The sequence below is a fragment of the Streptomyces sp. NPDC090032 genome (genome assembly GCF_044748025.1).
Lineage (GTDB): Bacteria > Actinomycetota > Actinomycetes > Streptomycetales > Streptomycetaceae > Streptomyces.
The window spans coordinates 207,806-232,763 of record NZ_JBIVFF010000001.1; the positions used below are offsets into that span (position 1 = coordinate 207,806).

The 24,958-nt window shown below is 71.2% G+C and carries 21 protein-coding genes; 10 read left to right on the forward strand and 11 right to left on the reverse strand.

The window, feature by feature from the left end; all coding sequences use genetic code 11:
- Positions 1-20: 20 nt before the first annotated feature.
- From ACIPWY_RS00840 to ACIPWY_RS00860, 5 genes are all read left to right on the forward strand, one after another.
- The gene (locus ACIPWY_RS00840; RefSeq protein WP_362898973.1) at positions 21-911 is read left to right on the forward strand and encodes an FAD binding domain-containing protein; all 891 of its coding nucleotides are present in this window, start codon (positions 21-23) and stop codon (positions 909-911) included.
- Positions 911-1,480 carry a (2Fe-2S)-binding protein gene (locus ACIPWY_RS00845; protein ID WP_362898971.1) on the forward strand — a complete coding sequence of 190 codons (570 nt, stop codon included), beginning with the start codon at positions 911-913 and terminating at the stop codon, positions 1,478-1,480. The genes ACIPWY_RS00840 and ACIPWY_RS00845 overlap by 1 nt, the downstream gene beginning before the upstream one ends.
- Positions 1,481-1,484: 4 nt before the next feature.
- Positions 1,485-3,887 carry a molybdopterin cofactor-binding domain-containing protein gene (locus ACIPWY_RS00850; RefSeq protein WP_362898969.1) on the forward strand — a complete coding sequence of 801 codons (2,403 nt, stop codon included), beginning with the start codon at positions 1,485-1,487 and terminating at the stop codon, positions 3,885-3,887.
- Positions 3,888-4,128: 241 nt separating this feature from the next.
- On the forward strand, positions 4,129-5,586 hold the full coding sequence (locus ACIPWY_RS00855) for an NCS2 family permease (RefSeq protein WP_362898968.1): 1,458 nt from the start codon (positions 4,129-4,131) through the stop codon (positions 5,584-5,586).
- 43 nt (positions 5,587-5,629) lie between these two features.
- Complete coding sequence (locus ACIPWY_RS00860) at positions 5,630-6,805, forward strand: XdhC family protein (protein WP_393700114.1); 1,176 nt, start codon at positions 5,630-5,632, stop codon at positions 6,803-6,805.
- On the opposite strand, the gene ACIPWY_RS00865 is transcribed toward ACIPWY_RS00860, so the two are convergent.
- Positions 6,754-8,586 (reverse strand): hypothetical protein, encoded by a 1,833-nt coding sequence (locus ACIPWY_RS00865; protein WP_393700112.1) that lies wholly within the window; start codon positions 8,584-8,586, stop codon positions 6,754-6,756. The genes ACIPWY_RS00860 and ACIPWY_RS00865 overlap by 52 nt on opposite strands.
- Before the next feature lie 110 nt (positions 8,587-8,696).
- On the opposite strand from ACIPWY_RS00865, the gene ACIPWY_RS00870 reads away from it, so the two are divergent.
- The gene (locus tag ACIPWY_RS00870; protein WP_393700110.1) at positions 8,697-10,169 is read left to right on the forward strand and encodes a hypothetical protein; all 1,473 of its coding nucleotides are present in this window, start codon (positions 8,697-8,699) and stop codon (positions 10,167-10,169) included.
- 13 nt (positions 10,170-10,182) lie between these two features.
- On the opposite strand, the gene ACIPWY_RS00875 is transcribed toward ACIPWY_RS00870, so the two are convergent.
- Positions 10,183-10,623, reverse strand: coding sequence for an SRPBCC family protein (locus ACIPWY_RS00875; protein WP_362898960.1), 441 nt, complete (start codon positions 10,621-10,623; stop codon positions 10,183-10,185).
- A 139-nt stretch (positions 10,624-10,762) separates the two neighbouring features.
- On the opposite strand from ACIPWY_RS00875, the gene ACIPWY_RS00880 reads away from it, so the two are divergent.
- Positions 10,763-11,977: a cytochrome P450 gene (locus tag ACIPWY_RS00880; protein WP_393700108.1), complete on the forward strand. Its 1,215-nt coding sequence runs from the start codon at positions 10,763-10,765 to the stop codon at positions 11,975-11,977.
- Between the two features lie 34 nt (positions 11,978-12,011).
- Here ACIPWY_RS00880 and ACIPWY_RS00885 read toward each other — a convergent pair whose 3' ends face one another.
- The 3 genes from ACIPWY_RS00885 to ACIPWY_RS00895 all read right to left on the reverse strand — a co-directional run bounded on the left by ACIPWY_RS00885 (position 12,012) and on the right by ACIPWY_RS00895 (position 14,936).
- Positions 12,012-12,746, reverse strand: coding sequence for a DUF4232 domain-containing protein (locus ACIPWY_RS00885; RefSeq protein ID WP_401531988.1), 735 nt, complete (start codon positions 12,744-12,746; stop codon positions 12,012-12,014).
- A gap of 397 nt (positions 12,747-13,143) precedes the next feature.
- Positions 13,144-14,034 carry an oxygenase MpaB family protein gene (locus ACIPWY_RS00890; RefSeq protein ID WP_362898954.1) on the reverse strand — a complete coding sequence of 297 codons (891 nt, stop codon included), beginning with the start codon at positions 14,032-14,034 and terminating at the stop codon, positions 13,144-13,146.
- Between the two features lie 440 nt (positions 14,035-14,474).
- Positions 14,475-14,936, reverse strand: coding sequence for a VOC family protein (locus tag ACIPWY_RS00895; protein WP_393700104.1), 462 nt, complete (start codon positions 14,934-14,936; stop codon positions 14,475-14,477).
- Between the two features lie 311 nt (positions 14,937-15,247).
- On the opposite strand from ACIPWY_RS00895, the gene ACIPWY_RS00900 reads away from it, so the two are divergent.
- The 3 genes from ACIPWY_RS00900 to ACIPWY_RS00910 all read left to right on the forward strand — a co-directional run bounded on the left by ACIPWY_RS00900 (position 15,248) and on the right by ACIPWY_RS00910 (position 19,652).
- Positions 15,248-16,081, forward strand: coding sequence for an FAD binding domain-containing protein (locus ACIPWY_RS00900; protein ID WP_393700102.1), 834 nt, complete (start codon positions 15,248-15,250; stop codon positions 16,079-16,081).
- A complete protein-coding gene (locus ACIPWY_RS00905) occupies positions 16,078-18,861 on the forward strand; it encodes a molybdopterin-dependent oxidoreductase (protein ID WP_362898948.1) in 2,784 nt (927 codons plus the stop codon). The genes ACIPWY_RS00900 and ACIPWY_RS00905 overlap by 4 nt, the downstream gene beginning before the upstream one ends.
- An 80-nt stretch (positions 18,862-18,941) precedes the next feature.
- On the forward strand, positions 18,942-19,652 hold the full coding sequence (locus tag ACIPWY_RS00910) for a M24 family metallopeptidase (RefSeq protein WP_362898946.1): 711 nt from the start codon (positions 18,942-18,944) through the stop codon (positions 19,650-19,652).
- Between the two features lie 166 nt (positions 19,653-19,818).
- Here ACIPWY_RS00910 and ACIPWY_RS00915 read toward each other — a convergent pair whose 3' ends face one another.
- From ACIPWY_RS00915 to ACIPWY_RS00940, 6 genes are all read right to left on the reverse strand, one after another.
- Positions 19,819-21,195, reverse strand: coding sequence for a hypothetical protein (locus ACIPWY_RS00915; RefSeq protein ID WP_393700099.1), 1,377 nt, complete (start codon positions 21,193-21,195; stop codon positions 19,819-19,821).
- Positions 21,196-21,341: 146 nt separating this feature from the next.
- Positions 21,342-21,887 (reverse strand): MOSC domain-containing protein, encoded by a 546-nt coding sequence (locus ACIPWY_RS00920; protein ID WP_393700097.1) that lies wholly within the window; start codon positions 21,885-21,887, stop codon positions 21,342-21,344.
- 7 nt (positions 21,888-21,894) lie between these two features.
- Positions 21,895-22,128: an acyl carrier protein gene (locus tag ACIPWY_RS00925; protein WP_393700095.1), complete on the reverse strand. Its 234-nt coding sequence runs from the start codon at positions 22,126-22,128 to the stop codon at positions 21,895-21,897.
- Between the two features lie 2 nt (positions 22,129-22,130).
- The gene (locus tag ACIPWY_RS00930; protein ID WP_393700093.1) at positions 22,131-23,183 is read right to left on the reverse strand and encodes an NAD(P)H-dependent flavin oxidoreductase; all 1,053 of its coding nucleotides are present in this window, start codon (positions 23,181-23,183) and stop codon (positions 22,131-22,133) included.
- Positions 23,180-24,055 (reverse strand): hypothetical protein, encoded by an 876-nt coding sequence (locus ACIPWY_RS00935; protein WP_393700091.1) that lies wholly within the window; start codon positions 24,053-24,055, stop codon positions 23,180-23,182. Before ACIPWY_RS00935 ends, ACIPWY_RS00930 begins: the two co-directional genes overlap by 4 nt.
- A complete protein-coding gene (locus ACIPWY_RS00940; RefSeq protein WP_393700089.1) occupies positions 24,042-24,953 on the reverse strand; it encodes a diiron oxygenase in 912 nt (303 codons plus the stop codon). The genes ACIPWY_RS00935 and ACIPWY_RS00940 overlap by 14 nt, the downstream gene beginning before the upstream one ends.
- Positions 24,954-24,958 lie beyond the last annotated feature (5 nt).

Genomic DNA, 24,958 nt, shown 5'->3' on the forward strand with positions numbered 1-24,958 from the left:
AACGAGGAAGAGAGTCGATCATGGACTTCCTTCGCCCTGCCGGCTGGGGGGAGGCGCTCGCCGCGAAGGCCGAGCACCCCACGGCTGTGCCGCTCGCGGGTGGCACCGATGTGATGGTCGAGATCAACTTCGACCACCGGCGCCCCGACTACCTCCTTGACCTCAACCGCATCGGCGAGCTGGAGGAGTGGGAGGTCGGGCAGGACACCGTCCGCCTCGGCGCCTCCGTCCCCTACACCAAGATCATGGAGCACCTGCGCGCCGAGCTGCCCGGCCTGGCCCTGGCCTCGCACACGGTGGCCTCGCCGCAGATCCGCAACCGGGGCGGCGTCGGGGGCAACCTCGGCACCGCGTCGCCCGCCGGTGACGCCCACCCCGCGCTCCTCGCCGCCGGCTGCGAGGTCGAGGTGGAGTCCGTACGCGGCTCGCGCCGTATCCCGATCGACGAGTTCTACACCGGCGTGAAGCGCAACGCGCTCGCCGCCGACGAGCTCATCCGGGCCGTCCACATCGACAAGGCCGACGGCCCGCAGCAGTTCTCCAAGGTCGGCACCCGCAATGCGATGGTCATCGCCGTGTGCGCCTTCGGCCTGGCGCTGCACCCCAAGACCCGTACGGTCCGCACCGGCATCGGATCGGCCGCGCCGACCCCGGTCCGCGCCAAGGCTGCCGAGGAGTTCCTGAACGCGGCGCTCGAAGAGGGCGGCTTCTGGGACAACGGCAAGATCATCACCCCTTCGGTCGCCAAGCAGTTCGCGGATCTCTGCTCGGCCTCCTGCAACCCGATCGACGACGTCCGGGGTACCGCGAGCTACCGCCGGCACGCCGTCGGCATCATGGCCCGCCGCACCCTGACATGGACCTGGGAGTCCTATCGCGGCGCCGCCGCCCGCACGGAGGGAGCCGCGTAATGCGCGTCAACTTCACGGTCAACGGCCGTCAGCAGGAAGCCGACGACGTGTGGGAGGGCGAGAGCCTCCTCTACGTCCTGCGTGAGCGCATGGGGCTGCCCGGCTCCAAGAACGCCTGCGAGCAGGGTGAGTGCGGCTCCTGCACCGTCCGTCTCGACGGCGTTCCGGTCTGCGCGTGTCTGGTCGCGGCCGGCCAGGTCGAGGGCCGCGACGTCGTCACCGTCGAGGGCCTCGCGGACTTCGCCGAGCGGCGGGCCCGCGGTGACCACGAGGACGGCACCCGCGGCACGTCCCTGCAGGACGCCAAGGGCTGGGCCGCGCAAGGCACCGACTCGCGGGCGACGCTCTCGCCGATCCAGCAGGCGTTCATCGACGCCGGCGCCGTCCAGTGCGGCTTCTGCACCCCCGGTCTCCTGGTCGCGGCCGACGAGATGCTGGAGCGCACCCCGAACCCGTCGGACGCGGACATCCGCGAGGCACTCTCGGGCAACCTGTGCCGCTGTACGGGTTACGAGAAGATCATGGACGCGGTCCGGCTCGCCGCCGCGCGCCAGTCCGAGGGGGTCTGAGGACATGGCCGGCAGCGGCACCACCGGGATCCCCTTCGACGTGACGCAGGGGGCGCAGACCAAGGGCGGCATCGGCGAGTCCACGCTCCGCCCGGACGGCACCCTCAAGGTCACCGGCGAGTTCGCGTACTCGTCCGACATGTGGCACGAGGACATGCTGTGGGGGCAGATCCTGCGCTCCACCGTCGCGCACGCGGAGATCGTCTCCATCGACACGGGCGAGGCCCTCGCCACTCCCGGTGTCTACGCGGTCCTCACCTACGACGACCTGCCGACCGAGGTGAGGACCTACGGCCTGGAGATCCAGGACACCCCGGTCCTCGCGCACGGCAAGGTCCGCCACCACGGTGAGCCGGTCGCGCTGGTCGCCGCCGACCACCCGGAGACCGCCCGCCGCGCCGCCGCCAAGATCAAGGTCGAGTACCGCGAACTCCCGGTGATCACCGACGAGGCGTCCGCGATCGCGCCGGACGCGATCCTCGTCCACGAGAACCGCCACGACTCCTACATCGGGCACGTCCCGCACCCGAACATCGTGCACCGCCAGCCGATCGTCCGCGGCGACGTGACCGAGGCCCGCAAGCGCGCCGACGTCATCGTCGAGGGCGAGTACACCTTCGGCATGCAGGACCAGGCGTTCCTCGGTCCCGAGTCGGGTCTCGCCGTGCCGGCCGAGGACGGCGGTGTCGACCTGTACATCGCCACCCAGTGGCTGCACTCGGATCTCAAGCAGATCGCCCCGGTCCTCGGTCTGCCCGAGGACAAGGTGCGCATGACGCTGTCCGGCGTCGGCGGCGCGTTCGGCGGCCGCGAGGACCTGTCGATGCAGATCCACGCCTGCCTGCTCGCGCTGCGCACGGACAAGCCGGTCAAGATCGTCTACAACCGGTTCGAGTCGTTCTTCGGCCACGTCCACCGCCACCCCGCCAAGCTCACCTACGAGCACGGGGCGACCAAGGACGGCAAGCTCACGCACATGAAGTGCAGGATCGTCCTCGACGGCGGCGCCTACGCCTCGACGTCCCCTGCCGTCGTGGGCAACGCCTCGTCGCTGTCGGCCGGCCCGTACGTGATCGACGACGTCGACATCGAGGCCCTCGCGCTCTACTCGAACAACCCGCCCTGCGGCGCCATGCGCGGCTTCGGCGCGGTCCAGGCATGCTTCGCGTACGAGGCCCAGATGGACAAGCTGGCCGACAGGCTGGGCATGGACCCGGTCGCGTTCCGCCGGCTCAACGCCATGGAGCAGGGGACTCTCATGCCGACCGGGCAGCGGGTCGACTCACCGGCCCCGGTCGCCGAACTGCTGCGCCGCGTCAAGGCGATGCCACTGCCGCCGGAGCAGCAGTGGCGCGCGGCCGGCGAGGCGGCCGACGTACGGCAGCTGCCGGGCGGTCTGTCCAACACCACGCACGGTGAAGGCGTGGTGCGCGGCGTCGGCTACGCGGTCGGCATCAAGAACGTCGGCTTCTCCGAGGGCTTCGACGACTACTCCACCGCCAGGGTGCGCATGGAGGTCATCAACGGCGAGGCGGTCGCCACCGTGCACACCGCCATGGCGGAGGTCGGCCAGGGCGGCGTCACCGTCCACGCGCAGATCGCCCGCACCGAGCTGGGCGTCGCGCAGGTGACGATCCACCCCGCCGACACCCGGGTCGGCTCGGCAGGTTCGACGTCCGCGTCGCGTCAGACGTACGTCACCGGCGGCGCCGTCAAGAACGCCTGCGAGCTGGTGCGCGAGAAGGTCCTGGAGATGGGACGCCGCAAGATGGGCACCTACCACCCGGCGTGGGCCACGGCCGAACTCCTCCTGGAGGGCGGCAAGGTCGTCACCGACGGCGGCGAGATCCTCGGTGATCTCGTCGACGTACTCGAAGACGAAGTGGTCGAGATCGAGGAGGAGTGGCGCCACCGGCCCACCGAGGCTTTCGACCTGCACACAGGTCAGGGCAACGGGCATGTGCAGTATTCGTTCGCCGCGCACCGCGCCGTCGTCGAGGTCGACACCGAACTCGGCCTCGTCAAGGTCATCGAACTGGCCTGCGCGCAGGACGTCGGCAAGGCGCTCAACCCGCTTTCCGTGATCGGCCAGATCCAGGGAGGCACCCTCCAGGGCATGGGCATCGCGGTGATGGAGGAGATCGTCGTCGATCCCAGGACCGCGAAGGTCAGGAACCCGTCCTTCACGGACTATCTGCTCCCCACGATTCTCGACACGCCGACCATCCCGGTCGACGTGCTCGAACTCGCCGACGACCACGCCCCGTACGGGCTCCGTGGCGTCGGTGAGGCCCCCACGCTGTCGTCCACGCCGGCCGTACTCGCGGCGATCCGCGACGCGACGGGCCTGGAACTCAACCGGACACCGGTACGCCCCGAGCACCTGACGGGAACCGGCCCGGCATAACAGCTCTCCGGACGGTGTGTGCCTCCCAGGAACGTCACACTTCCATCGCCCACACCGTCCGGAGCCTCCAAGTACCGCACCCGCTCGCGGTACTCGGCAAAACCCGCACCATCCGTTCCATCCGCACCACCCCGTTCGTCTCGGGCCGTCCCCCGGGTCGTGCAGCCCACGCACCATCCCAAATCCCGCAATCCCAACAAGCTTTATGCGGGTGCCCCTTTGAACCTTGGGAGTAGGCATCATGACCCAGCAGTCTGTCGAACCGGAGACCACCGCAGAGGAAGCGGGCTCCGGCTCGCGCGTCCCCGCCGGAAGGTCCTGGCTCGACCGGTACTTTCACATAACCGAAAGAGGATCAACCGTTCCGCGTGAGATACGCGGCGGCGTCACGACCTTCATGGCCATGGCGTACATCCTTCTGCTCAACCCCCTGATCCTGTCCGGCAAGGACGTCGCGGGCGACATGATGGGCCAGAAGGCCCTCATCACGGCCACGGCCTTCGCCGCCGCGCTCACCACGCTCCTGATGGGCTTCGTCGGCAAGGTGCCGCTCGCCCTCGCCGCGGGCCTTTCGGTGTCCGGCGTCATCTCCTCGCAGGTCGCCCCGCAGATGACCTGGCCGCAGGCCATGGGCATGTGCGTGATGTACGGCGTGGTGATCATGCTCCTGGTCGTCACCGGCCTCCGTGAAATGATCATGAACGCGATTCCCCTCGCGCTCAAGCACGGCATCACCATGGGAATCGGCCTCTTCATCGCGCTGATCGGCCTCTACAAGGCCGGCTTCGTGCAGGTCGGCAAGGCCACCCCGCTCGCCCTCGGAGCCACCGGCGAACTGTCCGGCTGGCCGGTCCTGCTCTTCGCGGGCACCCTGCTCCTGATCTTCATGCTCCAGGCGCGCAACACCCCCGGCGCGATCCTGATCGGCATCGTCACCGGCACCATCGTCGCGGTGATCCTCAACGCGCTCGACGTGATCGCCCCCAAGCAGTGGGCGAACGGCGCCCCCGAACTGCACGGCAGCGCGGTCTCCTCACCCGACTTCTCGCTCTTCGGAAAGGTCGAGTTCGGCGGCTGGGGCGAGGTCGGCGCCATGACCGTCGGCATGATCGTCTTCACTCTCGTCCTGGCCGGCTTCTTCGACGCGATGGCCACCATCATCGGCGTCGGCACCGAGGCCAAGCTCGCCGACGACAAGGGCCGCATGCCCGGCCTGTCCAAGGCCCTGTTCATCGACGGCGCCGGCGGCGCCATCGGCGGCCTCGCGGGCGGCTCCGGCCAGACCGTGTTCGTCGAGTCGGCCACGGGCGTCGGCGAGGGTGCCCGCACAGGTCTCTCCTCCGCCGTCACCGGCCTCTTCTTCGCCGCCTGCCTGTTCTTCACCCCGCTCACCGCGATCGTCCCGCAGGAAGTCGCCTCGGCGGCGCTCGTCGTCATCGGCGCGATGATGATGATGAACGCCCGCCACGTCGACTGGGCCGACCGCGCCACCGCGATCCCGGTCTTCCTGACCGTGGTCCTGATGCCCTTCACGTACACCATCACCACCGGTGTGGCCGCGGGCGTCATCTCCTGGGTCGCCATCAAGGTCGCCCAGGGCAAGGCCCGGGAGATCGGGGCCTTCATGTGGGGCCTCACGGTGATCTTCCTCGTGTACTTCGCCCTCAACCCGATCGAGGGCTGGCTCGGCGTCCACTGAGACACCGGATCCGCCCTCCACGTCACCGCTCAGGAGACCGAACATGCTGGACATCGCCGTTGAACTCAACGGATGGGTCGAGCAGGGACGCGACTTCGCCGTGGCCACCGTGGTGGCCGTCGGCGGGAGCGCGCCCCGGCAGCCGGGAGCCGCACTCGCCGTCGACAGCGAAGGCACCGCGATCGGCTCGGTCTCCGGCGGCTGTGTGGAGGGCGCGGTCTACGAACTGTGCCAACAGGCGCTCGAGGACGGCGAGACCGTCCTCGAACGCTTCGGCTACAGCGACGACGACGCCTTCGCCGTGGGGCTCACCTGCGGCGGAGACATCGACATCCTGATCACCCCGGTACGCGCGGACACCCCGGGACGGGAGGTGCTCGCGGCGGCGCTGTCCGCCGCCGCCCGAGGAAGGGCGGCGGCGGTCGCGCGCATCACCGAGGGGCCGGCCGAACTCATGGGCCGGGCCATCCTCGTACGGGACGACAGCGACGCCGACAACGGCTTCGGCGGTGAGTTCGAGGGCAGCCTCGGCGGCCATCCCGAACTGGACCGCACTGCGGCGGGCGAGGCCCGCGCACTCCTCGCCGCCGGACGCACCACCACCGTGGAGATCGGCGAGAGCGGCTCGCGCTGCGGGCAGCCCCTCACTCTCCTCGTCGAGTCGTCCGTCCCCCCGCCCCGCATGATCGTCTTCGGGGCCATCGACTTCGCGGCGGCGCTCGTCAGGATCGCCAAGTTCCTCGGCTACCACGTGACGGTGTGCGACGCACGCCCCGTCTTCGCGACGCCGACCCGCTTCCCCGACGCCGACGACATCGTCGTGGAATGGCCCCACAAGTACCTGGAGCGCACGCAGACGGACAGGCGCACCGTCCTGTGCGTCCTCACCCACGACGCCAAGTTCGACGTCCCGCTCCTCCAGATCGCGCTGCGGCTTCCCGTCGCCTACGTCGGCGCGATGGGCTCCCGCCGCACCCACCTGGACCGCAACGACCGCCTGCGTGCCGTCGGCATCACCGAACTCGAACTGGCGCGCCTGCGCTCACCCATCGGCCTCGACCTCGGCGCCCGCACCCCCGAGGAGACAGCCCTGTCCATCGCCTCGGAGATCGTCGCCAACCGGTGCGGCGGCAGCGGCGTCGCGCTGACCGGCGCCCACACGCCGATTCACCCCGACGGAGCGCGGGCGCCCTCCGGGCGGATCGGGTCCGTGGCCTGACCGGCCGGAAGGCCGAGCGCCGCCTCGCGCGCGGACCCGAGCAGCGTGTCGAGCGCCGCGACGAGGGCCCGGTGAGCCAAGTCCCGCTGATAAAAAGGCTTTTCAGGAGAGAACCCCGGGTCGTTCGCCGCCCGCGCGACACGGGCGAGGTGCCTGCGGACCTCGTGGACACGGGAACGGTCCTCCTCGCCCACGGCGTCTCCTGCGGCACCGAGCAGCATCGAGACATAGGTCCGCACCTCGTCCGCCTGCTCCCTGAGGGACCCGAGCGACTCGGGGCCGACCGACCCCGCCTCCTGTTCCCTGAGCGCCTCAAGACGGCGTCCGAAGGTGTAGCGCAGGCCGATGAGGAGCGCCGGGAGTGTGTCCGGCGGCGTCTCGGCGGCTGTCTCCGGATCCGGGTGTGAACCGTCGGCGGCTTCGGGGGAGACGGCGGGGGACTCCCGTACGGGTGTGGGGTCGGGGACGCGCACGGAGCCGGGTGCGGGCTCCACTTCGGGCTCTGCTTCGGGCCTTTCGGGCGGTGCCATCTGAGCCGGCACCTTCGGCGTGACCACCACCGCGTGCACCACCTGCGGCTCGGCCGTCCGTGGCCCCGGCACGAACACCGCCTCACCCGGCTCGTACGCGTCGACCGACCGCAGATACGCGCCCGCCGCCTCCGCCGCGAGCCGGAAGAACCACCACCGGTCCTGTTCGCCGTAGCGGGCGCGGGCCGTGAACATGAGCGCGCACGCCTGCATCGACAGGAGCCACTGGGCCTGCCACTCACCGGAGATGGTGCGGGCGGACAGCCAGTCCTCCGGGGCGTTGCGCATCTGATCGACCGTCCACTGGAGTCCCTGTGGGATCAGCAGGCCCGGAGTGTCCCGGCCGACGAGCAGGCCGAGGAGTTCGGCGCGGGCGTCCTGCGACAGGTGCGGGAGGAAGTCGGCCACCAGGCAGAGCAGCAGATGCACGGGGTCGCGGGCGAGCAGTGCCCCCTTGTCGAATCGCGACAGGTCGATGAGGACGTAGCGTCGCGTGTCCGCCCCGGGCTCCTTCGGCACCATGATGTTGCCCGGGTGGAGGTCGCCATGGGCCCGCCCGCGCACCGGATAGGAGACGACGCCGCCCGCGAGCGCGCAACTGGCCGCCAGATGAACGGGGTTGGGAAGAGGCGCGCTTCCCGGGCGGCCGAGGGCCAGCCAGGGGGTGTCGAGGCCGAGGCCGAGGGTGTCGCGGACCCAGACGGGCAGCGGGCCCCCGGGTTCGAGGCGCCGGTCGAGGACTTCGGCGACGAATTCGGCGGCCGTCATCTCCCCTTCCGTGTGCTCGTCCGGGTTCCAGCCGGCCAGCAGCGACCGCGCGATCTCCCCTGCGACCTGGGGCAGCCGCCGCTGCCGCAGAGTGGTACTGAGCGTCACCATCGTCTCGTCGTTGCCCGCGAAACCCTGGAACATCAGCCAGGAGCCGGCCACCGGCATCGGATCGTAGAGCTGCTCCACCAGATGCTCGCGGGGGAACGTGACGTCGCCCTCCGGCGTCGACCGGCGTGCCGAGACGAGCCGCCCCGGCTCCATGGACGAGTCGCCGTCCGGGGAGCAGAGCTTGATGATCATCCGGCGTTTGGTGTTCTTCGGGTCGCTGTCCCGTACGAAGACCGAGGCGAGCAGCGCGCCGCTGCCACCGGTGTCGAGCCAGGTGACGGAGGTGAGTTGACGATGCGTCTGCTGTTGCCACTCTTCGAGCAGGGCGGCGGCTCTCGCGCCGAACCGAGCGAACCGGGAGGAGCGTTCCATCACCTCAGTATCCCTACAAGGACCGCGCGCGTGTTCGCCCTCGCGTGATATCTCCTGCGTGGAGGAAGAGAAGGAAGAGAAGGCGGAGGAAGAGAAGGGGGGAGGCGACGATGGCACGTCTCAGGGGGAGCAGGCGCCCGCGGTGGCGCCCGGCGCCGGGTGACACGGTCGACGCGGCCCGGCTGCGCGAGGAGATCACCGGCCACGAGGACGGCACGGGCGGGCCGCTCCGGTACGAAGGGCTACGCGTGCGAGGCTGCCTCGACCTGTCCCGCTGCCGCGTCGACACCGTGCTCGAACTGGTCGACTGCGTCTTCGACGAGCCACCCCGGTTCACCGAACTCACCGTCAGCGCACTGGACTTGTCCGGATCGAAGATGCCCGCGCTGCGCGCGAACCGGATCACCGTCGACGGCGACCTGCGGCTGTCCGGGGCGACGCTCGGCAGCGGAACCCCCGTACCGCGGCCGCTGACCGGCCCGCCCGCCGCCGGGGACGGCCCGCGGGTGCCGCGCCGGCTGCCGGAGGACTCCACATCGGCCGTACTGGAGCTGGCCGACGCGGCGATAGACGGCAACCTCGTCGTCGAACAGCTCACCGTCGCCGACGCGGGCCCCTGGTCCCTGCTCGCGCCCCGCCTGAACGTGTCCGGCTCCGTCCACGCGCGCGGCCTCATCGCCTCCGGCGCCCTCTACCTGAGGGACGCATCGATCGCCTATGCCCTCAACCTCAACGGCGCGGACGTCGGCGGCCTGGACGGCACCGGACTCGCCTGCGGGCGCGGCCTGTACGCCGACTGGGGCTTCCGCAGCGCCGGGCAGGTGCTGCTGCGGGCCGCCGTGATCGAGGGCGTGGCGACCTTCCACGACAGCGTCATCGGCGCACCCGCGGGCGCGCTGCTCCTGAGCCGGCTCCGGGTGCCGCGGCTCCGCCTCGATCTGCGCGAACCACCGGCGGGGGCCGTGGTCCTCCAGGACGCGGCCGTGGACGTGCTCGTCGACTCGGCCGCCACCTGGCCCGCCGCGGGCCGGCTCAACCTCGAAGGCTTCACGTACAAGCGCCTCGAAACCGCCGGCCCACCCGAAAGCGCAGACGTGCGCGCCCGCATCGGCTGGCTGACCCGTGACCCGAACGCGGGCGCGGGCTCCTTCGAGCAGCTGGCGACGTCGTACGAGAGCGCGGGCGACGAGCGGTCGGCGCGCACCGTGCGGCACGCGAGGGAGCGTCATGTGCGCCGCCTCGACCGGCTGTCGGGCCGTGTCTGGGGTCTGCTCCAGGACCTCCTGTTCGGCTACGGCTACGCTCCGCGCCGGGCGCTCCTGTGGCTGCTCTCACTGGCCGCCGCGGGCTCCCTGTGGTTCACGTACCACGAGCCGCGCGCGGTCGGCGGCTCCGGGCAGCGGGCCTGGGACCCGGTCCTCTACAGCGTCGACCTGCTCATCCCCGTGGCGAGCCTCGGCTATCGCGGCTCCTGGGATCCGCAGGGCGCGGGCAAGGCCGTCGCCGTCCTCCTCGTGGCCTCCGGCTGGACACTGGCGACGGCGGTCCTCGCGGGGGCCCGGCGCATCATTGGGAGGGGTTGAATGATCCCCCGGCTCAACTTCCGTACCGCAGCAGCTTCTTGACCGCCCGTCCGAACACCAGGCGGCCCGCCCGCGCGAGCAGCGGGTCGCACCAGCGCGGCAGTGGGCGTACGCGGATCTCCTCGCGCCACGCGACGAGGGACCCCGCGCCGTACGGCGCCACCTCGATCTCGGCCCAGCCCGTGACGAACGTGCCGCGCTTCTCCAGGCGGCACCGACCGGCCGAATCGCCGTACGGGGGTGCCCAGTCGACGACTTCCATCGGGTCGTCGAAGACGAGACGCCCGGCGCCGGTCCGCGGCACGAAGACGGTGCCCTCACCGGTCGGGGGCGGGGTGGCGAGCCTGACGCGGGTGAGGGGGACGACGTCCCCGTGCCGCTCCCAGTCCGTCATGCGGCGCCACGCCTCGGCGGCGGAAAGCGGCGATTCACGGGTGATTCGGAAGAAGGCCACGCCCGGATCCTAGAGCCGTCGGGCGCCATTCCCCGTGCTGTCCGGCGCGCGCCGGATCGGCGTGCTTCCTCAGTCCTCAGACCCTACGATCTGTCGTGCCGATTTGATCATGAAACCCCCACACCGGCTGGAGCGTCACATGGCACCCGACCCCCACGTCATCGACCCCGCGGGCCGCGGGCTCCACGCGGAGGCCGATCTGCTGCGCACGCGCGGCACCGCCGCACTCGTCGAACTCCCAGGCGGTATACGGGCCTGGGCCCCGACCCAGTACACGATCCTCAAGCGGCTCCTCGCCGACGACCGCGTGTCCAAGGACCCCAACCAGCACTGGCCCGCCTGGATCAACGGCGAGTTCCGCACGACCTGGGTCAACTCCTGGGTGGGCGTGACCAACATGTTCACCGCTTACGGCAGCAACCACCGTCGCCTGCGCAAGCTGATCTCGCCCGCGTTCACCAAGCGCCGCACCGACGGTCTGCGCCCCCGTATCGAGGCGCTCACGGCCGGTCTTCTCGACCGGATGGCCGAGGCGCCCGACGGCCGCGCCGACCTGCGCGCCGCCTTCGCGCACCCGCTGCCCATGCAGGTCATCTGCGAACTGTTCGGGCTGCCCGAGGACCGGCAGGCCGACGCCGCGCGCCTCATCGCGGGCATCATGGACACCACCGTCACGCCCGAACAGGCCATGGCCATCTGGCAGGAGGTGCAGGAACTCCTCGGGGGCCTGGTCGCCCTCAAACGCGAGACGCCCGCCGACGACCTCACCAGCGTCCTGATCACCACTCGCGACGACGAGGACGGCTCGGGCCTCACCGAGCAGGAGCTGATCGACACACTGCTGCTCGTCATCGGTGCCGGTCACGAGACGACCGTCAATCTCATCGGCAACGCCGTGCAGGCCCTGCTCAGTCACCCCGGCCAGCTGGCCCGCGTCCTCGCGGGAGAGGTCCCCTGGAGCGACGTGATCGAGGAGACCCTGCGCTGGGCTCCCTCGATCGCCAACCTGCCGCTGCGGTACGCCGTCGAGGACATCGAGCTGCCGGACGGTGTCAAGATCCCCCAGGGCGACCCGATCCTCGCGACGTACGCCTCGGCGGGGCGCGACCCGCTGCGCCACGGCGAGGACGCGGGATCCTTCGATGTCACGCGCGTGGACAAGGAGCACCTCGCGTTCGGGTACGGCGTCCACTACTGCGTCGGTGCGCCGCTCGCCCGGCTCGAAGCGGCGATCGCGCTGCCCGCGCTGTTCGAGCGCTTCCCCGGCCTCGCGCTCGACGGGAGTGCGGGTGCGGCCCCGCACGTGGAGTCCTTCATCGCTTACGGCTACGGAGAGTTGAGGGTCACTCTGTAGGAACCGGGGGATGCGGGGGCGGTCAGGGGGCGGGTCAGCCGCCCTGGCCGGCGCTGCCGATCGGGCCGACCTGCACCGGGGAGCCGGAGCCGTCCGTGACGGGCAGCGTGGCGGCCCCCGGCCAGTCGAGGGTGACCGACTTCGTCTCGTTCGGCGGGGTCACCACAAGACCCGTGATGCGGACGCCGGAGCCGCCCGACTTGTTCAGCGGGTAACTGATGCCGAAGGACACCGACTTCCCGTCCTTGAGGACCATCGGGCTGGCCTCCTGTCCGGTGCGCTTCGCGGACAGCTCGCCCTGGTTGGTCTTCAGGTCGACGCCCGCGTACGCGGCCAGCGTGCAGTCCCGGCCTCCGCCGTTCTTGAACGTCACCGCGACGGAGCCTTCGGTGTCACCGTCGATGGTGCTGTCCGTCGCGGTGACCTCCAGCTCGTCGGTACGGCACTTGCCGACCTTGCCGTTCGCGTTGGAGCCGGTCCCGGCGACCGTGCCCTGCCCGCCGGAGCCCTTTCCGTCGGAGCCGTTCCCGTTGCTCTGATCGGACCCGGCCTGATCGGACCCGGCCTGATCGGACCCGGCCTGATCGGACCCGACCTGATCCGAACCGCCCGTTCCCGAACCGCCCGAGTCCGAACCGCCGGCCGAGGAAGAGGCACTGGGCGCGGACGACGAGTCGCTCTGCGCCGCGCCGTCATCGCTGTTGCAGGCCGTGAGTGAGAGACCTGCGACAACGGCCAGGGCGGCGAAGGTGAGCCTGTGAACGCGCATCGTTTCTTCCTCAGTGTCGGTGTCGGTAAGCAGTACCGGCCGCTCGGTCCAGATCGGTACGAGCGAGGTTTCTGAACTTCAAGAGCGGCCCGACCCGGCGGCGCGTTCCGCCCAACCACCCCCTAATACATCCCTGTTACACGCACAGTGACGCCCGACGCGCCCCACCACCGGACACCACCACCCGGCCCTCTCTCCCGGCCGCACCCCTGCCCTGCCGCCGTGCGGCAGGGGAAATGGGCGTTCGGACACGACGCGCCGCGCCACTGCGGGGCACGCCTCCGGCGGGCCGGTACGGCGGGTTCCGCCACCGCTGCGCACCTGTTCGCAGCCACCGCCCGCTGGGACAGACCCGTGACCCGGCGGATCTTGACCCCTGATCGGCGGCATGGCCACCTCACTCCGCACCGCCCGCGCCCCGGACGGGGCAGCCGCGCAGGCCCGGCGTCGGAAACGTGCCGAGCTCGCCCACCCGATAGCCGTCCGGGTAGCCCTTGATCTCCCAGTTGTCGCGGGCGTGGTGCGGCGCGCGGCGGGGCGGCAGCAGACGTACCGCACGGCCGCGCAGCCGGACGGCGCCCCGCACGAGCCCGCGCGTGACCGGACCCGGCGGCTCGTAGGCGAAGGCGCGCAGGAGCGGCTCGTCGAGCAGCGCGACCGTCGTCCTCTTCAACACCGGGGCCAGGACGTCCGGATACCAGGACGCCATCAGGGTGAGCGTCGCGTCCGCCACGCGCCGCCCGCACTCGTCGTGGGCGAAGTGCTCGGCCTCGTACGTGTCGAGGCAGCTCTCGAACTCGTCGTAGGAACCCGGGATGCCCTGGATTCCCATGTGCCGGCCCAGCGCGCGGTAGTAGTGCGCCGACGCCGTCAGCTCGTGGCGCGAGAGGCGGCGCCAGCCGTAGGCGTCGATCCAGCGCTTGGGCACGACGACGAACGTGCACAGGACGTACCGCATCTCGTCGTTGCTGATGTCGTAACTGCGGTGCATCGCGTTGATCCGGCGGATCGCCGTGCGCCCCTGGACGCTGTCGAAGCCGTGCTCGACGACCGTGCCGAGCAGCAGTGCCGTGTCGTCGTACCGCTTTTGCGCACGTTCTGTCAGTTCGGAAGTCCTGTCGAGGAGTCGGCCGATGCTCGGCACGGCGTACGTGCGGAACAGCGCCAGCTCCAGGGCCCGGGTCAAGTCCCACGGGAACTCGTAGGCGGCGGTCAGCCGGTAGATCGTCAGCCAGTCCCGGTCCGGGTCGAGCCGACGGATCTGCCGGAGCCGTTCGTAGCGCTGCATGCCATCACCCTCTCTGCGGCCGGGACGTCAAACCTGAGGCGCGGCCCCGCCACCGGATTCGGGACCTGGACGACGAATTCGACGACAGGTTCTGGCCGGCGACGGGGCCCTTGGAGTCGATGCCGTTCTCCACTCCCTTGAGGTACTGCTCAAGCCGGCGCCCGGCGTCGTTCCAGCTCTCGTCGCGTGCCCGGGCCGCCTTGGCGGCGTCCCGGGCACGTGGCTGCGCTCAGTATCCAAGCCGAAGCGGATGGTGACCAGATTGCCTGGCGGGAACGCCCACCGGAACCGGCCACCCTCACCTGCTGCCCCCGGCACAACAGGGCTTCCCGCCGAAAACCTGGCCTGATCCTGATCGTCAGGATCGGTGTCGGCGCCGGTGTCAGCGTCGGTGTCAGCACCGGTGTCGGCCTTGCCCGCCGCGGACCGCCCGCACCGCTTCAGTCCAGGCAGAACTCGTTCCCCTCCGGGTCGGTCATCACGATGAAGCCCGCGCTCAGCGGGGGAGCGGGCTCGTGGCGCTGTACGCGTGCGGCGCCCAGCGCGACGAGCCGGGCGCACTCGGCCTCGAGCGCCGCCATGCGCTCCGCTCCCTCCAGTCCGGGAGCCGCACGGACGTCGACGTGGACGCGGTTCTTGCCGGCCTTGTCCTCCGGCACCTCCTGGAAGAACAGCCGCGGGCCGTGCCCGTCCGGATCCTCGATGGCCGACCTCGTGTTGCGCTGTTCCTTCGGCACTCCGATCCGCTCGAGGAAGTCGTCCCACGCGGCCAGCGGGTCGGCGCCCTCGGGCACGTCGACGCCGGGTGGGCCGGGGTGGACGTAGCCCAGTGCGTCGCGCCAGAAGGACGACAGCGCGCGCGGGTCGTGGGCGTCGAAGGTGATCTGGATGTGGCGGCTCACGGGGTGCTCCGTTCGTGGCGGGTCGCGTGGGGAGACAGGAGGGGCAGGAGAGGAGAGGTGGGAGGGATGGGAGGGGCAGGTGGCGGACGAGGGGTCCGCACCGGAGTGATTCTGCGTCTTGGGAGCCACCCTGACACCCCTCTCGGACAGATCCGGTCCGCGATCCCGGTGCGCCGGGGGCCGAAGCTGCTTGGTCGTTCAACCAATGCCCGCGGCGTCGGGGTGCGGTTTTCCGTGTGGTGCACCAGTCGTTTCCGGCCCTGCTCCCGGCTTCACTGGCTGTGAGGCAGTAGGTGAGGGGCGTAGGAGACATGGACCTGAACACGGTGAAGGAAATGCGTGACGCGCGGCTGCGTGAGCCCTGGAAACCGGGCGACGCATGGCTCGGCGGCGGCACGTACCTGTTCTCCGAGCCGCAGCTTCATGTGCGGCGACTGGTGGATCTGAGCCGCATGGGATGGGAGCCGCTCACCCTCGGCGACGACGGCTCGCTGGAGATCGCGGCGACGTGCACCATCGCCCAACTCTCCCGCTTCGCAAGAAAGTTCGCCGTTCGGGCGGCGCCCCTGTTCGAGCAGTGCTGCCGTGCCTTTCTGGCCTCGTTCAAGATCTGGAACATGGCGACCGTGGGCGGGAACCTGTGCAACGGACTGCCCGCCGGACCCATGATCTCGCTGACGGCCGCGCTCGACGGCACGTGCCTGCTCCGGTCGCAGGCAGGGGTGAGGCGGGCCGTGAAGGTCGCCGACTTCATCACCGGCGCGGGGCGCAAGGACCTCGGCGAGGGCGAGCTGCTCCGCTCGGTCACGCTGCCCGCGCGCGCACTCGCCTGCCGTACGGCCTACCGCCAGGCGTCGCTGTACGGGCTCGGCCGCTCGGGGGCGCTGGTCATCGGGACGCTCGATCCCGTGGACGGGTCGATGGCGGTGACGATCAGCGCGGCGACCGTACGGCCGTTCCGCCTCTGGTTCCCGCTGCCGCCGGACAAGGGTGAACTCCGGTGGGCCATCGAGGCGTCCGTCGGCGAGGACGACTGGTTCGACGACATCCACGGACTGCCCGAGTGGCGGCGGCACATGGGGTTCCGCCTCGCCGAGGAAGTCCGCCACGAACTGACCCGGCTCTCCCAGGACGGTGCCCGATGAGCTTCGAGATCGAGGTCAACGACCAGCATTTCGACACCGCACCACGGGCCGGCCAGTGTCTGCGTACGTATCTGCGCGAACGCGGCTGGTTCGGGGTGAAGAAGGGCTGCGACGCGGGCGACTGCGGTGCCTGCACCGTCCATGTGGACGGGGAACCGGTCCACAGCTGCCTGTATCCGGCGATGCGGGCAGAGGGCCGCAGCGTCACCACCGTCGAGGGCCTCGCCTCACCGGGGGGCGAACTCCACCCCGTACAGAGGAAGTTCCTCGACGCCCAGGGGTTCCAGTGCGGCTTCTGCACCGCCGGGTTCCTGATGACGACGGCGGCCCTCGAAGCCGAGCGGGGCACCGCGCACGACGACGGCAAGCTGGACGATCTGCCCCGCGCCTTGAAGGGCAACATCTGCCGGTGCACCGGCTATCGCGCCATCGAGGACGCGGTACGGGGCGTCAAGCACACCGAACGGCCCTGCGCGGGCCAGGCGGTCGGCAAGAGTCTCGGCGCGCCCGCGGGCCCCCAGGTCGTGACCGGCACCGCCCGCTACACCTTCGACGTCGAGGTGCCCGGCCTCCTCCACATGAAGCTGCTGCGCTCCCCGCACCCGCACGCCCGCATCGTCTCCATCGACACCGCGGACGCCCTGCGCGTGCCCGGCGTGCACGCCGTCCTCACCCACGAGGACGCCCCCGGCACCCTCTACTCCTCGGCCCGCCACGAGCACCCCCACGAGGACCCCGACGACACCCTCGTCCTGGACAGCGTCGTCCGGCACATCGGCCAGCGCGTCGCCGCCGTCGTCGCCGACAGCGAGCAGGCCGCCGAGGAGGGCTGCCGGCGGATCGAGGTGGTATACGAGCAACTCCCGTACGTCATCGACCCCGAGGAGGCCATGCGCCCCGGCGCCCCCGTCATCCACGAGGGCAAGGGCCCCGAGGTGCGCATCGCCCGCGTGGAGAACAACGTCGCGGGGGAGGTGCACGGCGAGATCGGCTCCGTCGAGGACGGCTTCGCCGAGGCGGACGTCGTGTACGAGGAGACCTTCCGTACGCAGCGGGTGCAGCACGCCAGCCTGGAGACCCACGGCTGTGTCGCGTACTTCGAGCCCAAGGAGGACGGCACGGGGGAGCGCCTCACCGTCCGCTCCTCCACCCAGACGCCGTTCCTGACGCGCCGCGCCCTGTGCGCGCTGTACGGGCTGCCCGAGGACGAGGTCCGGGTCGTCGCGGGCCGGGTGGGCGGCGGCTTCGGCGGCAAGCAGGAGATGTTCGCCGAGGACATCGTGGCGCTGGCGGCGCTGAAGCTGCGGCGGCCGGTGAAGCTGGAGTTCACCCGGGCCGAGCAGTTCTACGGAGCGAGCACCCGCCACCCCTTCACCATCGGGATCAAGGCCGGTGCCCGCGCCGACGGCACTCTCACGGCGATCCAGATGCGGGTCGTGTCCAACACCGGCGCGTACGGCAATCACGGTCCTGGCGTCATGTTCCACAGCGTCGGCGAGTCCTTCGCCGTCTACCGCGCCCCGCACAAGAAGGTCGACGCCTTCGCCGTCTACACCAACGTCGTCCCGGCGGGCGCCTTCCGCGGCTACGGCCTCGGCCAGACCACCTTCGCCGTCGAGTCGGTGATGGACGAACTGGCCCACCGCCTCGGCATGGACCCGCTGGTCTTCCGCGAGAAGAACATCATCGGCCCCGGCGACCACATGGTCACCCCGATCGGCCACGACGAGGACCTGTTCATCGCCTCGTACGGGCTCGACCAGTGCCTGGAGGTCGTACGCAAGGCGATCGCCGAGGACGACAGCGGCGAACGCGCCCCCGAGGGCTGGCTGGTCGGGCAGGGCACAGCCATGGCGATGATCGCGACGGCCCCGCCCGGCGGCCACTACGCCGACGCCCGCGTGTCCCTGCTGGCCGACGGGACGTACGACATCGCCGTCGGTACGGCGGAGTTCGGCAACGGCACCACCACCGTCCACAAGCAGATCACCGCGGGCGCCCTGAACACGACCGTCGACCGGCTCGCCATCCGCCAGTCCGACACGGACGTCGTACGCCATGACACCGGCGCCTTCGGCTCGGCCGGCACCGTCGTGGCCGGCAAGGCGGTGCTGATCGCGGCCAGTTCACTGGCCGAACGGCTGCGGAGCTTCGCCGCTCTCTACACGGGGGCGGCCCGCCATCTGTGCGTGCTCGGACAGGAGGCCGTCGACTGCGCCGGCCATGTCGTGACGCTGAAGGAGCTGTACGAGGCGGCCGAGGCACGGGGCGCGCTGGACGAGACGGCCGCCGACGGCCACTGGGGCGGCTCGCCCCGCTCCGTCGCCTTCAACGCCCAGTGGTTCCGCCTCGCCGTCGACCCGGACACCGGCGAGATCCGCATCCTGCGCAGCGTCCATGCCGCCGACGCCGGCAAGGTCATGAACCCGTTGCAGTGCCGCGGCCAGGTCGAGGGCGGAGTCGCCCAGGCGCTCGGCGCGACACTCTTCGAGACGGTGCGCATCGACGAACGCGGAGAGGTCACCACGGCCGCCTTCCGCCGTTACCGCCTCCCGCAGTTCGCCGATATGCCGCGCACCGAGGTCCACTTCATGGAGACCGCCGACGCGACCGGCCCGCTCGGCGCCAAGTCGATGAGCGAGAGCCCCTTCAACCCGGTGTCCCCCGCCTTCGCCAACGCGCTGCGCGACGCCACCGGCATCCGGTTCACCGAGATGCCGGTCACCCGCGACCGCGTCTGGCTCGCCCTCGACCGGCACAACCCGGTTCCGGGCGCTTGACCGGAATCCGGGCCCTTGAAAAGAACCCGGGCGCTTGCAGAGAACCGCCCCGGGTGTTCGAACGGAAGAGGAACGGCACCATGGCAGCACCCGACCGCATGGACGAACGGCTGCGCGCCCTGGGGCTTGTGGAGGGGCAGCGCATGGCGCAGGCCCTGTTCGCCGAGGTCACCGCCCGGCGCCTGATCGCTCCCGGCCGCAGCGAACGCGACGTGAGCGAACGCATCGGCGACCTGGCCCGGGAAGCGCCGGGCTGGGGCACGTGCGGTCCCTGGCGAGCCGTGCGGTCGGGGCCGCCGCACGCGCACACCGTCCTGCGCGGCGGACAGGAGCAGCCGCAGGACCGGATCATCGCCGAGGTCGACATCGTGGTCGTCGACCTCAGCCCGCTCCTGTCCGGCTACGGATCGAGCTTCGTCCGCACCGTCGTCATCGGCCAGGCCCCGAACGGACGCCGCCTCACCGAGGACCTGCCGAGGATATTCGCCGCCGGTCGCGAGGCGTTCCACGCGAACCGCACCCTGACCGGCGCGCAACTGCACGCCGAGATCCGGACGCTGACCACCGAGGCGGGCTGGGCCCTCGCGGGACGGCACGCGGGCCACCTGGTGGGAACGGCACCGAATGCCCCGGGCGCACAGGCCGACGCGTACATCGCCCCGTCCAACGACCAGCCCCTGCGCCGTACGGACGAGGACGGCTGGCAGGCCCACTGGACGCTGGAGATCAACTTGCTCGACGAAGGCGGGGGCCACGGCGGCTCGTACAAGGGGCTCCTCGATCTGGCGTGACTCCGTCCAGGTGTGAACGGGCCCTGCCAGTCTCCAGCGTGTTAGTGCGAGCCTCCGTGGCAAGCGGAGAGGGGCCGAACGCCTGGTCCCGCGCGCCGCGTTCAGCCTCGCGGCCGGCGTTGCGGCGTGTGCCACGACCTTGCCCCGGTCGGCGTGACGGTCGGTCTCAGTCGGCAGCGGTGCCCGGATCGTCGAGTTCGTGCAGCCCCGCCGGGTCCTCGTCGGTCAGTACCTCCCCTGCCGCGGTGACGAAGCGCTGGGCGTGACCCCGGTGGACGCACAGGAGTTGCTCGCGGGTGCCGGCCGGGTCCCGGTACACGGCCAGTGCCGGACCGTACTTGCTGCTGTGCCCCGGCATCTCGGTGTCTGCGCTCCACCCGGCGCCGTCGAACGCGGACCACCACAGCTGCTGGCGCGCGGGGCCGCGGTGGACGCACACCAGCTTGCCGTCGAAGACGGCGAGGCCGATGTTGCTCCGGGTACGGTGCCCCGGCAGCGCGCCCTCGGAGGTCCAGCCGGTGTCGCGCAGCCGGCTCCAGTGGATGGCCCCGTCCTTGGGGTTGCCGTGCAGCAGGTGGAGGGCGCCGTCGTACACGGCGAGCGCCGGGGACCTCGTGGTGGCGCAGCCGGGGACAGGTTCGGGGGCTGTCCAGCCGCGGCCGTCCACACTGGTGGTGACCATGATCCGTTGGGCGGCGTCGGCGTACGCGAGGTGCAGCGCGTCGCGGAAGACGGCCAGCGCCGGGCCGTAGACGCTCTCTGCGTGCGGGACCGGCCGGTCCGGCGTCCAGGTACCGCTGTCACTGTCACAGGAGGTCAGCGCGATGCCCCAGTCACCCGAGCCGCCGCGGTGCGCGCAGTACAGCCGGTCCCGGAACACGGCCAGTGCCGGGCTGCCCAGGGTGTGGTGGGCGGGAAACGACCGGTCCTCGGACCAGCTGCCGTCCGCGCGGTGCACCGCCCACCACAGGTCGGGATTGTCGCCCCGGCCCTGGTGGACGCAGTACAGGTCATCGCGGAAGACGGCCAGGGCCGGGGTTTCGGAGGCGTAGCGGGCGGTGAACTGTGCGTCGGTTCCCCAGCCCACGCCCGGTGCGAACACGCTGAACCACAGGCCGGTCTCGCGTGGTGGCGCGTCGAGGGCCATGGGGGCGAGGAGAGTGGGTGCGGACCAGGGTGAGAGCAGCTCGCATCCGGCGCCCCGGGCGGCCGACCGGATCTGCTCGGCGCGGCCGGTCAGCGCCGCGTCGACGGCTCCGGCGACATCCGCGGGCAGGGATCCGGCGAGCACTTCCGCCACCAGGTGGCGGAAGCCGCTGACGAGTCCGGCGCTGTCGAGGTCCGCGAGGCGGTCGGCGGCCCGCTGGTCGAGGCGGAGGGCGAAGCCCCACTCCAGCAGGCGGACGGAGACGGCCGCCCCGGCCGCGCCGAGTTCCTCGGCCGCCCCCGCCGCGCGCTCTACGGCCTTGGCCGAGGGAGCGTCCGCGCCGAACTCCACTGCTGTGCCGCTCTCACGCCCGGGGGCGGCGCTTTCGATCGCCATGCTGTCTTCCTGTCTGCAGGGCCACGGCCGGACGGTTCGTCATCCGTGCGGCGAACCGTCCGGACCTGCGGGCATGGATGCTTACGGCCTGCTCTCGGCCGGAGGTGCGCTGGTCAGTGGGCTCCGCCATGGCCGGCTGTGCGGTCTCAGGGAGGGGCGGCCGGAACGCGGAGCGGCCGCGCGCGGTGCGGCAGCGGGAGGATCCGGTCTCCCACCCGGATCGTCCCGCCGCGGAGCACCTCGGCCCGCAGCCCGCCGCGGTGCAGCAGGCCGCGGATCAGGCCGGGGCGGACCAGTTGCTCGAGGCGGGCGCAGGGTTCGCTGAGCTTGAGACCGCGCAGGATCACCGCGCCGATCTGGAACTCCTGGTCCACCAGCGGGTTGAGCCGGATGTCGCGGCAGACGACGTTGCGGCGGCATTCGGCGGAGGTGAGCGTGATGCCGTGTTCGCGGGCCAGGGCTTCGAGGGCCTCGGTCTCGATGAGGGTGACGTCGCAGACCCCGGACGCCCGGCCGGTTCCCCGGCGCCGGGGCCGGGGACCCTCGCCCGTCCAGTAGTTGCGGTCCCCTGCCAGGCCGTGGCCCGCCACCGCGCGGGCCTGGGCGACGCGGAAGGTGGGCTCGCCGGTCTGCGCGGCGAGGTGCAGGGAGGTGACACGGCCGGGGCCGGGCAGCGGCGGGTCCTGCTCCATGGACGTATCACCCCCTCAGGAAGTGGCGCGTGAGGGAGCGAAGAGTGCGGAACTGGTCCACGTCGATCTGGTCGAGCTGCAGTTCACGCCCGATCAGGTCCTCCAGCAGCAGGACGAACTCGATGAAGCCGAGCGAGTCGATCAGCCGGTTCTCGATCAGGTCGAGGTCCTCCGGTATCTCCTCGACGGTCGGGTTGCGTTCGCGCAGCCAGTCCACGACCGGCTTGATCGCATCGTCCACGGTCACCTCTCCTGGATCCGGTCCGGCTCGTGGGAGCCGCTCGTACGCGCGGTGGTGGCGTCCGCAAGGCCGGGGGAGGCGGTGCGGGGGCTGCGGGCGCTCTCGTACTCCCGGCTGAGCCGGGCGACGGTGACGGCGGCCGGGTGCCTGGCGGTGACATGGGTGCAGGACAGGCCGCAGTACATGGCCATCTCCTCGATGCGGCCGGTGGTGCCCTCGCCCGGAGCCGCCGCGCTGTAGCGCGGTACCGGGTACGTCCGCCCGTCCACTCGGGCGGTGGCTATGAAGGTGGCCGGGGCGCGTCTTGCGGTGGTGGTGAGGGGATTGCGCAGGACGCGATGCGGGCGGTGCGGCCAGCCGATGTCGAACAGGGAGGTGATGAGGGTGTCGTCGGCCACGGCCTCGACCACCCGCCGTTTGAACTGCGGGTGGGCGGTGGATTCCGCGGCCGGGACGAACAGGGTTCCGGCCATGGCCCCGTCCGCGCCTCGGGCCACGGCGTCCGCGAGGTCCTGTCCGGTGGCGATCCCGCCCGCCACGGCCACTACCGCGTGCGGGTAGCGGGCCCGTACGGCGGTCAGCAGAAGGTCGACGGGCAGCCGACCGAGCAGGTGGCCGCCGGCTTCGGTGCCCTGGAGGACCAGGACGGCCGCGCCCAGTCCGAGGGCCGTGCCGGCGTCCGCGAGGGTGCCGACCTGGACCACCAGTGGGTGCCCTGCGGCCTGGACGGCGCGGGCCGTGTCGGCCTCGGGCAGCCCGAAGGAGGTGACGAAGGCGCCTCGGGGCAGTTCGGGCAGGACGGCCCGGAGCTGGTCCAGGCAGGCGGCCGGGCCGGTGACCTCGGGGACCACGTTCACCCCGAACGGGCGGCCGGTGGCGGCCGCCACCTCACGGACCAGCCGGGCGGCCCGCGCGGGTGGTTCCTTGTACAGCGCGAGGGTGCCGCCCGCTCCGGCCCGGGACACCGCGGCGCACAGCCCGGGCCCGGCGACGGCGCCCATCCCGGCTTGCAGCAGCGGCAGTACGAGGCCGAGCCGCGCGGCGAGCCGGGTCACGAGCGCTCCGCTGTCCGCCGTACCGCGCGGTGCGCGGCGGCCAGGTCCCCTTCGAAGAGGTCATCCAGGGCGTGCACCCATCGTTCCAGGCCGAAGGCGACGCAGCCGGTGAAGGCCGGGCGGCCCGCGTGATGGATGGCTCGGCGCTCGCCGAAGAAGTTGCGGTGGTTGTTGGTGGAGGCGACGGCGGTGCCGTCGATGTGCAGGTACTCCTCCTTGACCGGGGCGAGCATCTGCATGACGGTGCGGGAGCCGTCCTTCTCGAAGAACGGGTCGGTCGCGGGATGCCGGTCCAGGGTGAGGCCGAGGGCCGTGCCGAAGGCGGCGATCCGCTCCTGGTGCCGGTCGAGGTGGGCCCGTACGGCTTCGGCGGAGCCGACGCACACGATCTCCCGCATGGTGAACCCCCACAGCCGGCGCAGCCCGTCGTGGTGGTCCTCGTTGCGGAAGCACTGCGCGACGGTGGTGATCAGGACGGGGGTGTCGGTGCTGGTGCCGGAGAGGTGCAGGAAGCAGCCGTAGCAGGCTGCGGACGGCAGCAGGTGGGTGGCGTCGGCCAGGTCGGCCGCGGGCAGTGCGGTGCCTTCGGGCGGGGCCGCGGCGTGGGTGGTCAGCCGGTCGGGCCGGATGCGGGTGACCGGGTTGCCCAGGTGCGGGAAGTTGCGGAAGTAGTCGAGGTCCCGCAGCTCTTCGGCCCGTAGCAGCGGTGGGTAGAGCTGCTGCCGGGCTCCGGCCTCGGTGCCCCAGCGGGTGAACACCGCGTCCAGCGCGTCCTTCAGCAGGACCGCGGGTTCGTCGAGGGTGGCCAGTCCGTCCCGGACCGACCAGGAGGTCCCGGTCTCTCTCGTGGCCGCGGGCTCAGCGACGGGCATCGAACACCCCGATCCGGTTGAGGAAGCCGGTTGTCTTGTGCAGGACCTTGGCGTGGGCGGCCTGCCGGGCGGGGTGGGTGAGCAGCCGCCGGCGCAGCGCGAAGCCGTCCGGGATTCCCGCGTCGCGGTAGACGGCCGGGTTGTAGAAGGACTCGATGCTGGTGGTGAGGTAGCGGCCGAGGTAGCTGCGCAGTTCGTGCCGGGCCGCCTCTTCCAGGCCGCGGTCGAGGAGCCGTTCCCACAGCAGGTGCACCAGGCGGCAGCCGAAGGCTATGTGGCGGGATTCGTCCTGGTGGTGCAGCCGGTTGATGTGCCGGACGGTCGGGTGCAGGCGGCGGTCGGCGGCCAGCTGGACGTTGTAGTGGTCCACGATCTGCTCGAAGACCAGGATCCGGGCGAAGACCAGGAAGTTCTCGACGTGCGGGTCGCGTGGGGCCTCGGGCAGCCTGACCGACTTGTCGGGGTAGATCTTGCCGGCGTACTTGAGGCAGAAGGTGGCGAAGAACCACATGTGGTCGTTCTCCTCACCGATGAAGTGATGGAAGAACTCGGAGGGGAGTTCGAAGCCAGGCGTGTGGACGCGCCGGGTGACCTCGATGAGCAGTTCGCGGATGCCGTGCACGTTGAGGCTGTAGAAGTTGACGCTCTCCCACCGGCTCAGGGCCCGGAGCTGGGCGGGGCTCAGTTCGTCCATCAGCTCGGTGCCGTGGCAGGAGAGCAGTTCGGGGGACATCCACAGTTCGTCGGTGGGGATCGCGGCCGGCCAGTCGAAGGTGGTGAAGGGGTTGTAGTAGTCCGCGGTGGCCTTGTCGGACAGTCGGCCGAGCAGGGTCCGGAACTCGGTGTCGTCCGCTGGTGCGGCGACCTCTGGGGTGGGCGGGGTGTTCAGGGGGCGCAAGGACG

Bases quoted from the DNA above. Each gene is read 5' to 3' on its own strand.
- ACIPWY_RS00840 (WP_362898973.1), top strand. From the start codon at position 21: ATGGACTTCCTTCGCCCTGCCGGCTGGGGGGAGGCGCTCGCCGCGAAG.
- ACIPWY_RS00845 (WP_362898971.1), top strand. From the start codon at position 911: ATGCGCGTCAACTTCACGGTCAACGGCCGTCAGCAGGAAGCCGACGAC.
- ACIPWY_RS00850 (WP_362898969.1), top strand. From the start codon at position 1,485: ATGGCCGGCAGCGGCACCACCGGGATCCCCTTCGACGTGACGCAGGGG.
- ACIPWY_RS00855 (WP_362898968.1), top strand. From the start codon at position 4,129: ATGACCCAGCAGTCTGTCGAACCGGAGACCACCGCAGAGGAAGCGGGC.
- ACIPWY_RS00860 (WP_393700114.1), top strand. From the start codon at position 5,630: ATGCTGGACATCGCCGTTGAACTCAACGGATGGGTCGAGCAGGGACGC.
- ACIPWY_RS00865 (WP_393700112.1), bottom strand. From the start codon at position 8,586: ATGGAACGCTCCTCCCGGTTCGCTCGGTTCGGCGCGAGAGCCGCCGCC.
- ACIPWY_RS00870 (WP_393700110.1), top strand. From the start codon at position 8,697: ATGGCACGTCTCAGGGGGAGCAGGCGCCCGCGGTGGCGCCCGGCGCCG.
- ACIPWY_RS00880 (WP_393700108.1), top strand. From the start codon at position 10,763: ATGGCACCCGACCCCCACGTCATCGACCCCGCGGGCCGCGGGCTCCAC.
- ACIPWY_RS00885 (WP_401531988.1), bottom strand. From the start codon at position 12,746: ATGCGCGTTCACAGGCTCACCTTCGCCGCCCTGGCCGTTGTCGCAGGT.
- ACIPWY_RS00890 (WP_362898954.1), bottom strand. From the start codon at position 14,034: ATGCAGCGCTACGAACGGCTCCGGCAGATCCGTCGGCTCGACCCGGAC.
- ACIPWY_RS00900 (WP_393700102.1), top strand. From the start codon at position 15,248: ATGGACCTGAACACGGTGAAGGAAATGCGTGACGCGCGGCTGCGTGAG.
- ACIPWY_RS00905 (WP_362898948.1), top strand. From the start codon at position 16,078: ATGAGCTTCGAGATCGAGGTCAACGACCAGCATTTCGACACCGCACCA.
- ACIPWY_RS00910 (WP_362898946.1), top strand. From the start codon at position 18,942: ATGGCAGCACCCGACCGCATGGACGAACGGCTGCGCGCCCTGGGGCTT.
- ACIPWY_RS00915 (WP_393700099.1), bottom strand. From the start codon at position 21,195: ATGGCGATCGAAAGCGCCGCCCCCGGGCGTGAGAGCGGCACAGCAGTG.
- ACIPWY_RS00920 (WP_393700097.1), bottom strand. From the start codon at position 21,887: ATGGAGCAGGACCCGCCGCTGCCCGGCCCCGGCCGTGTCACCTCCCTG.
- ACIPWY_RS00935 (WP_393700091.1), bottom strand. From the start codon at position 24,055: ATGCCCGTCGCTGAGCCCGCGGCCACGAGAGAGACCGGGACCTCCTGG.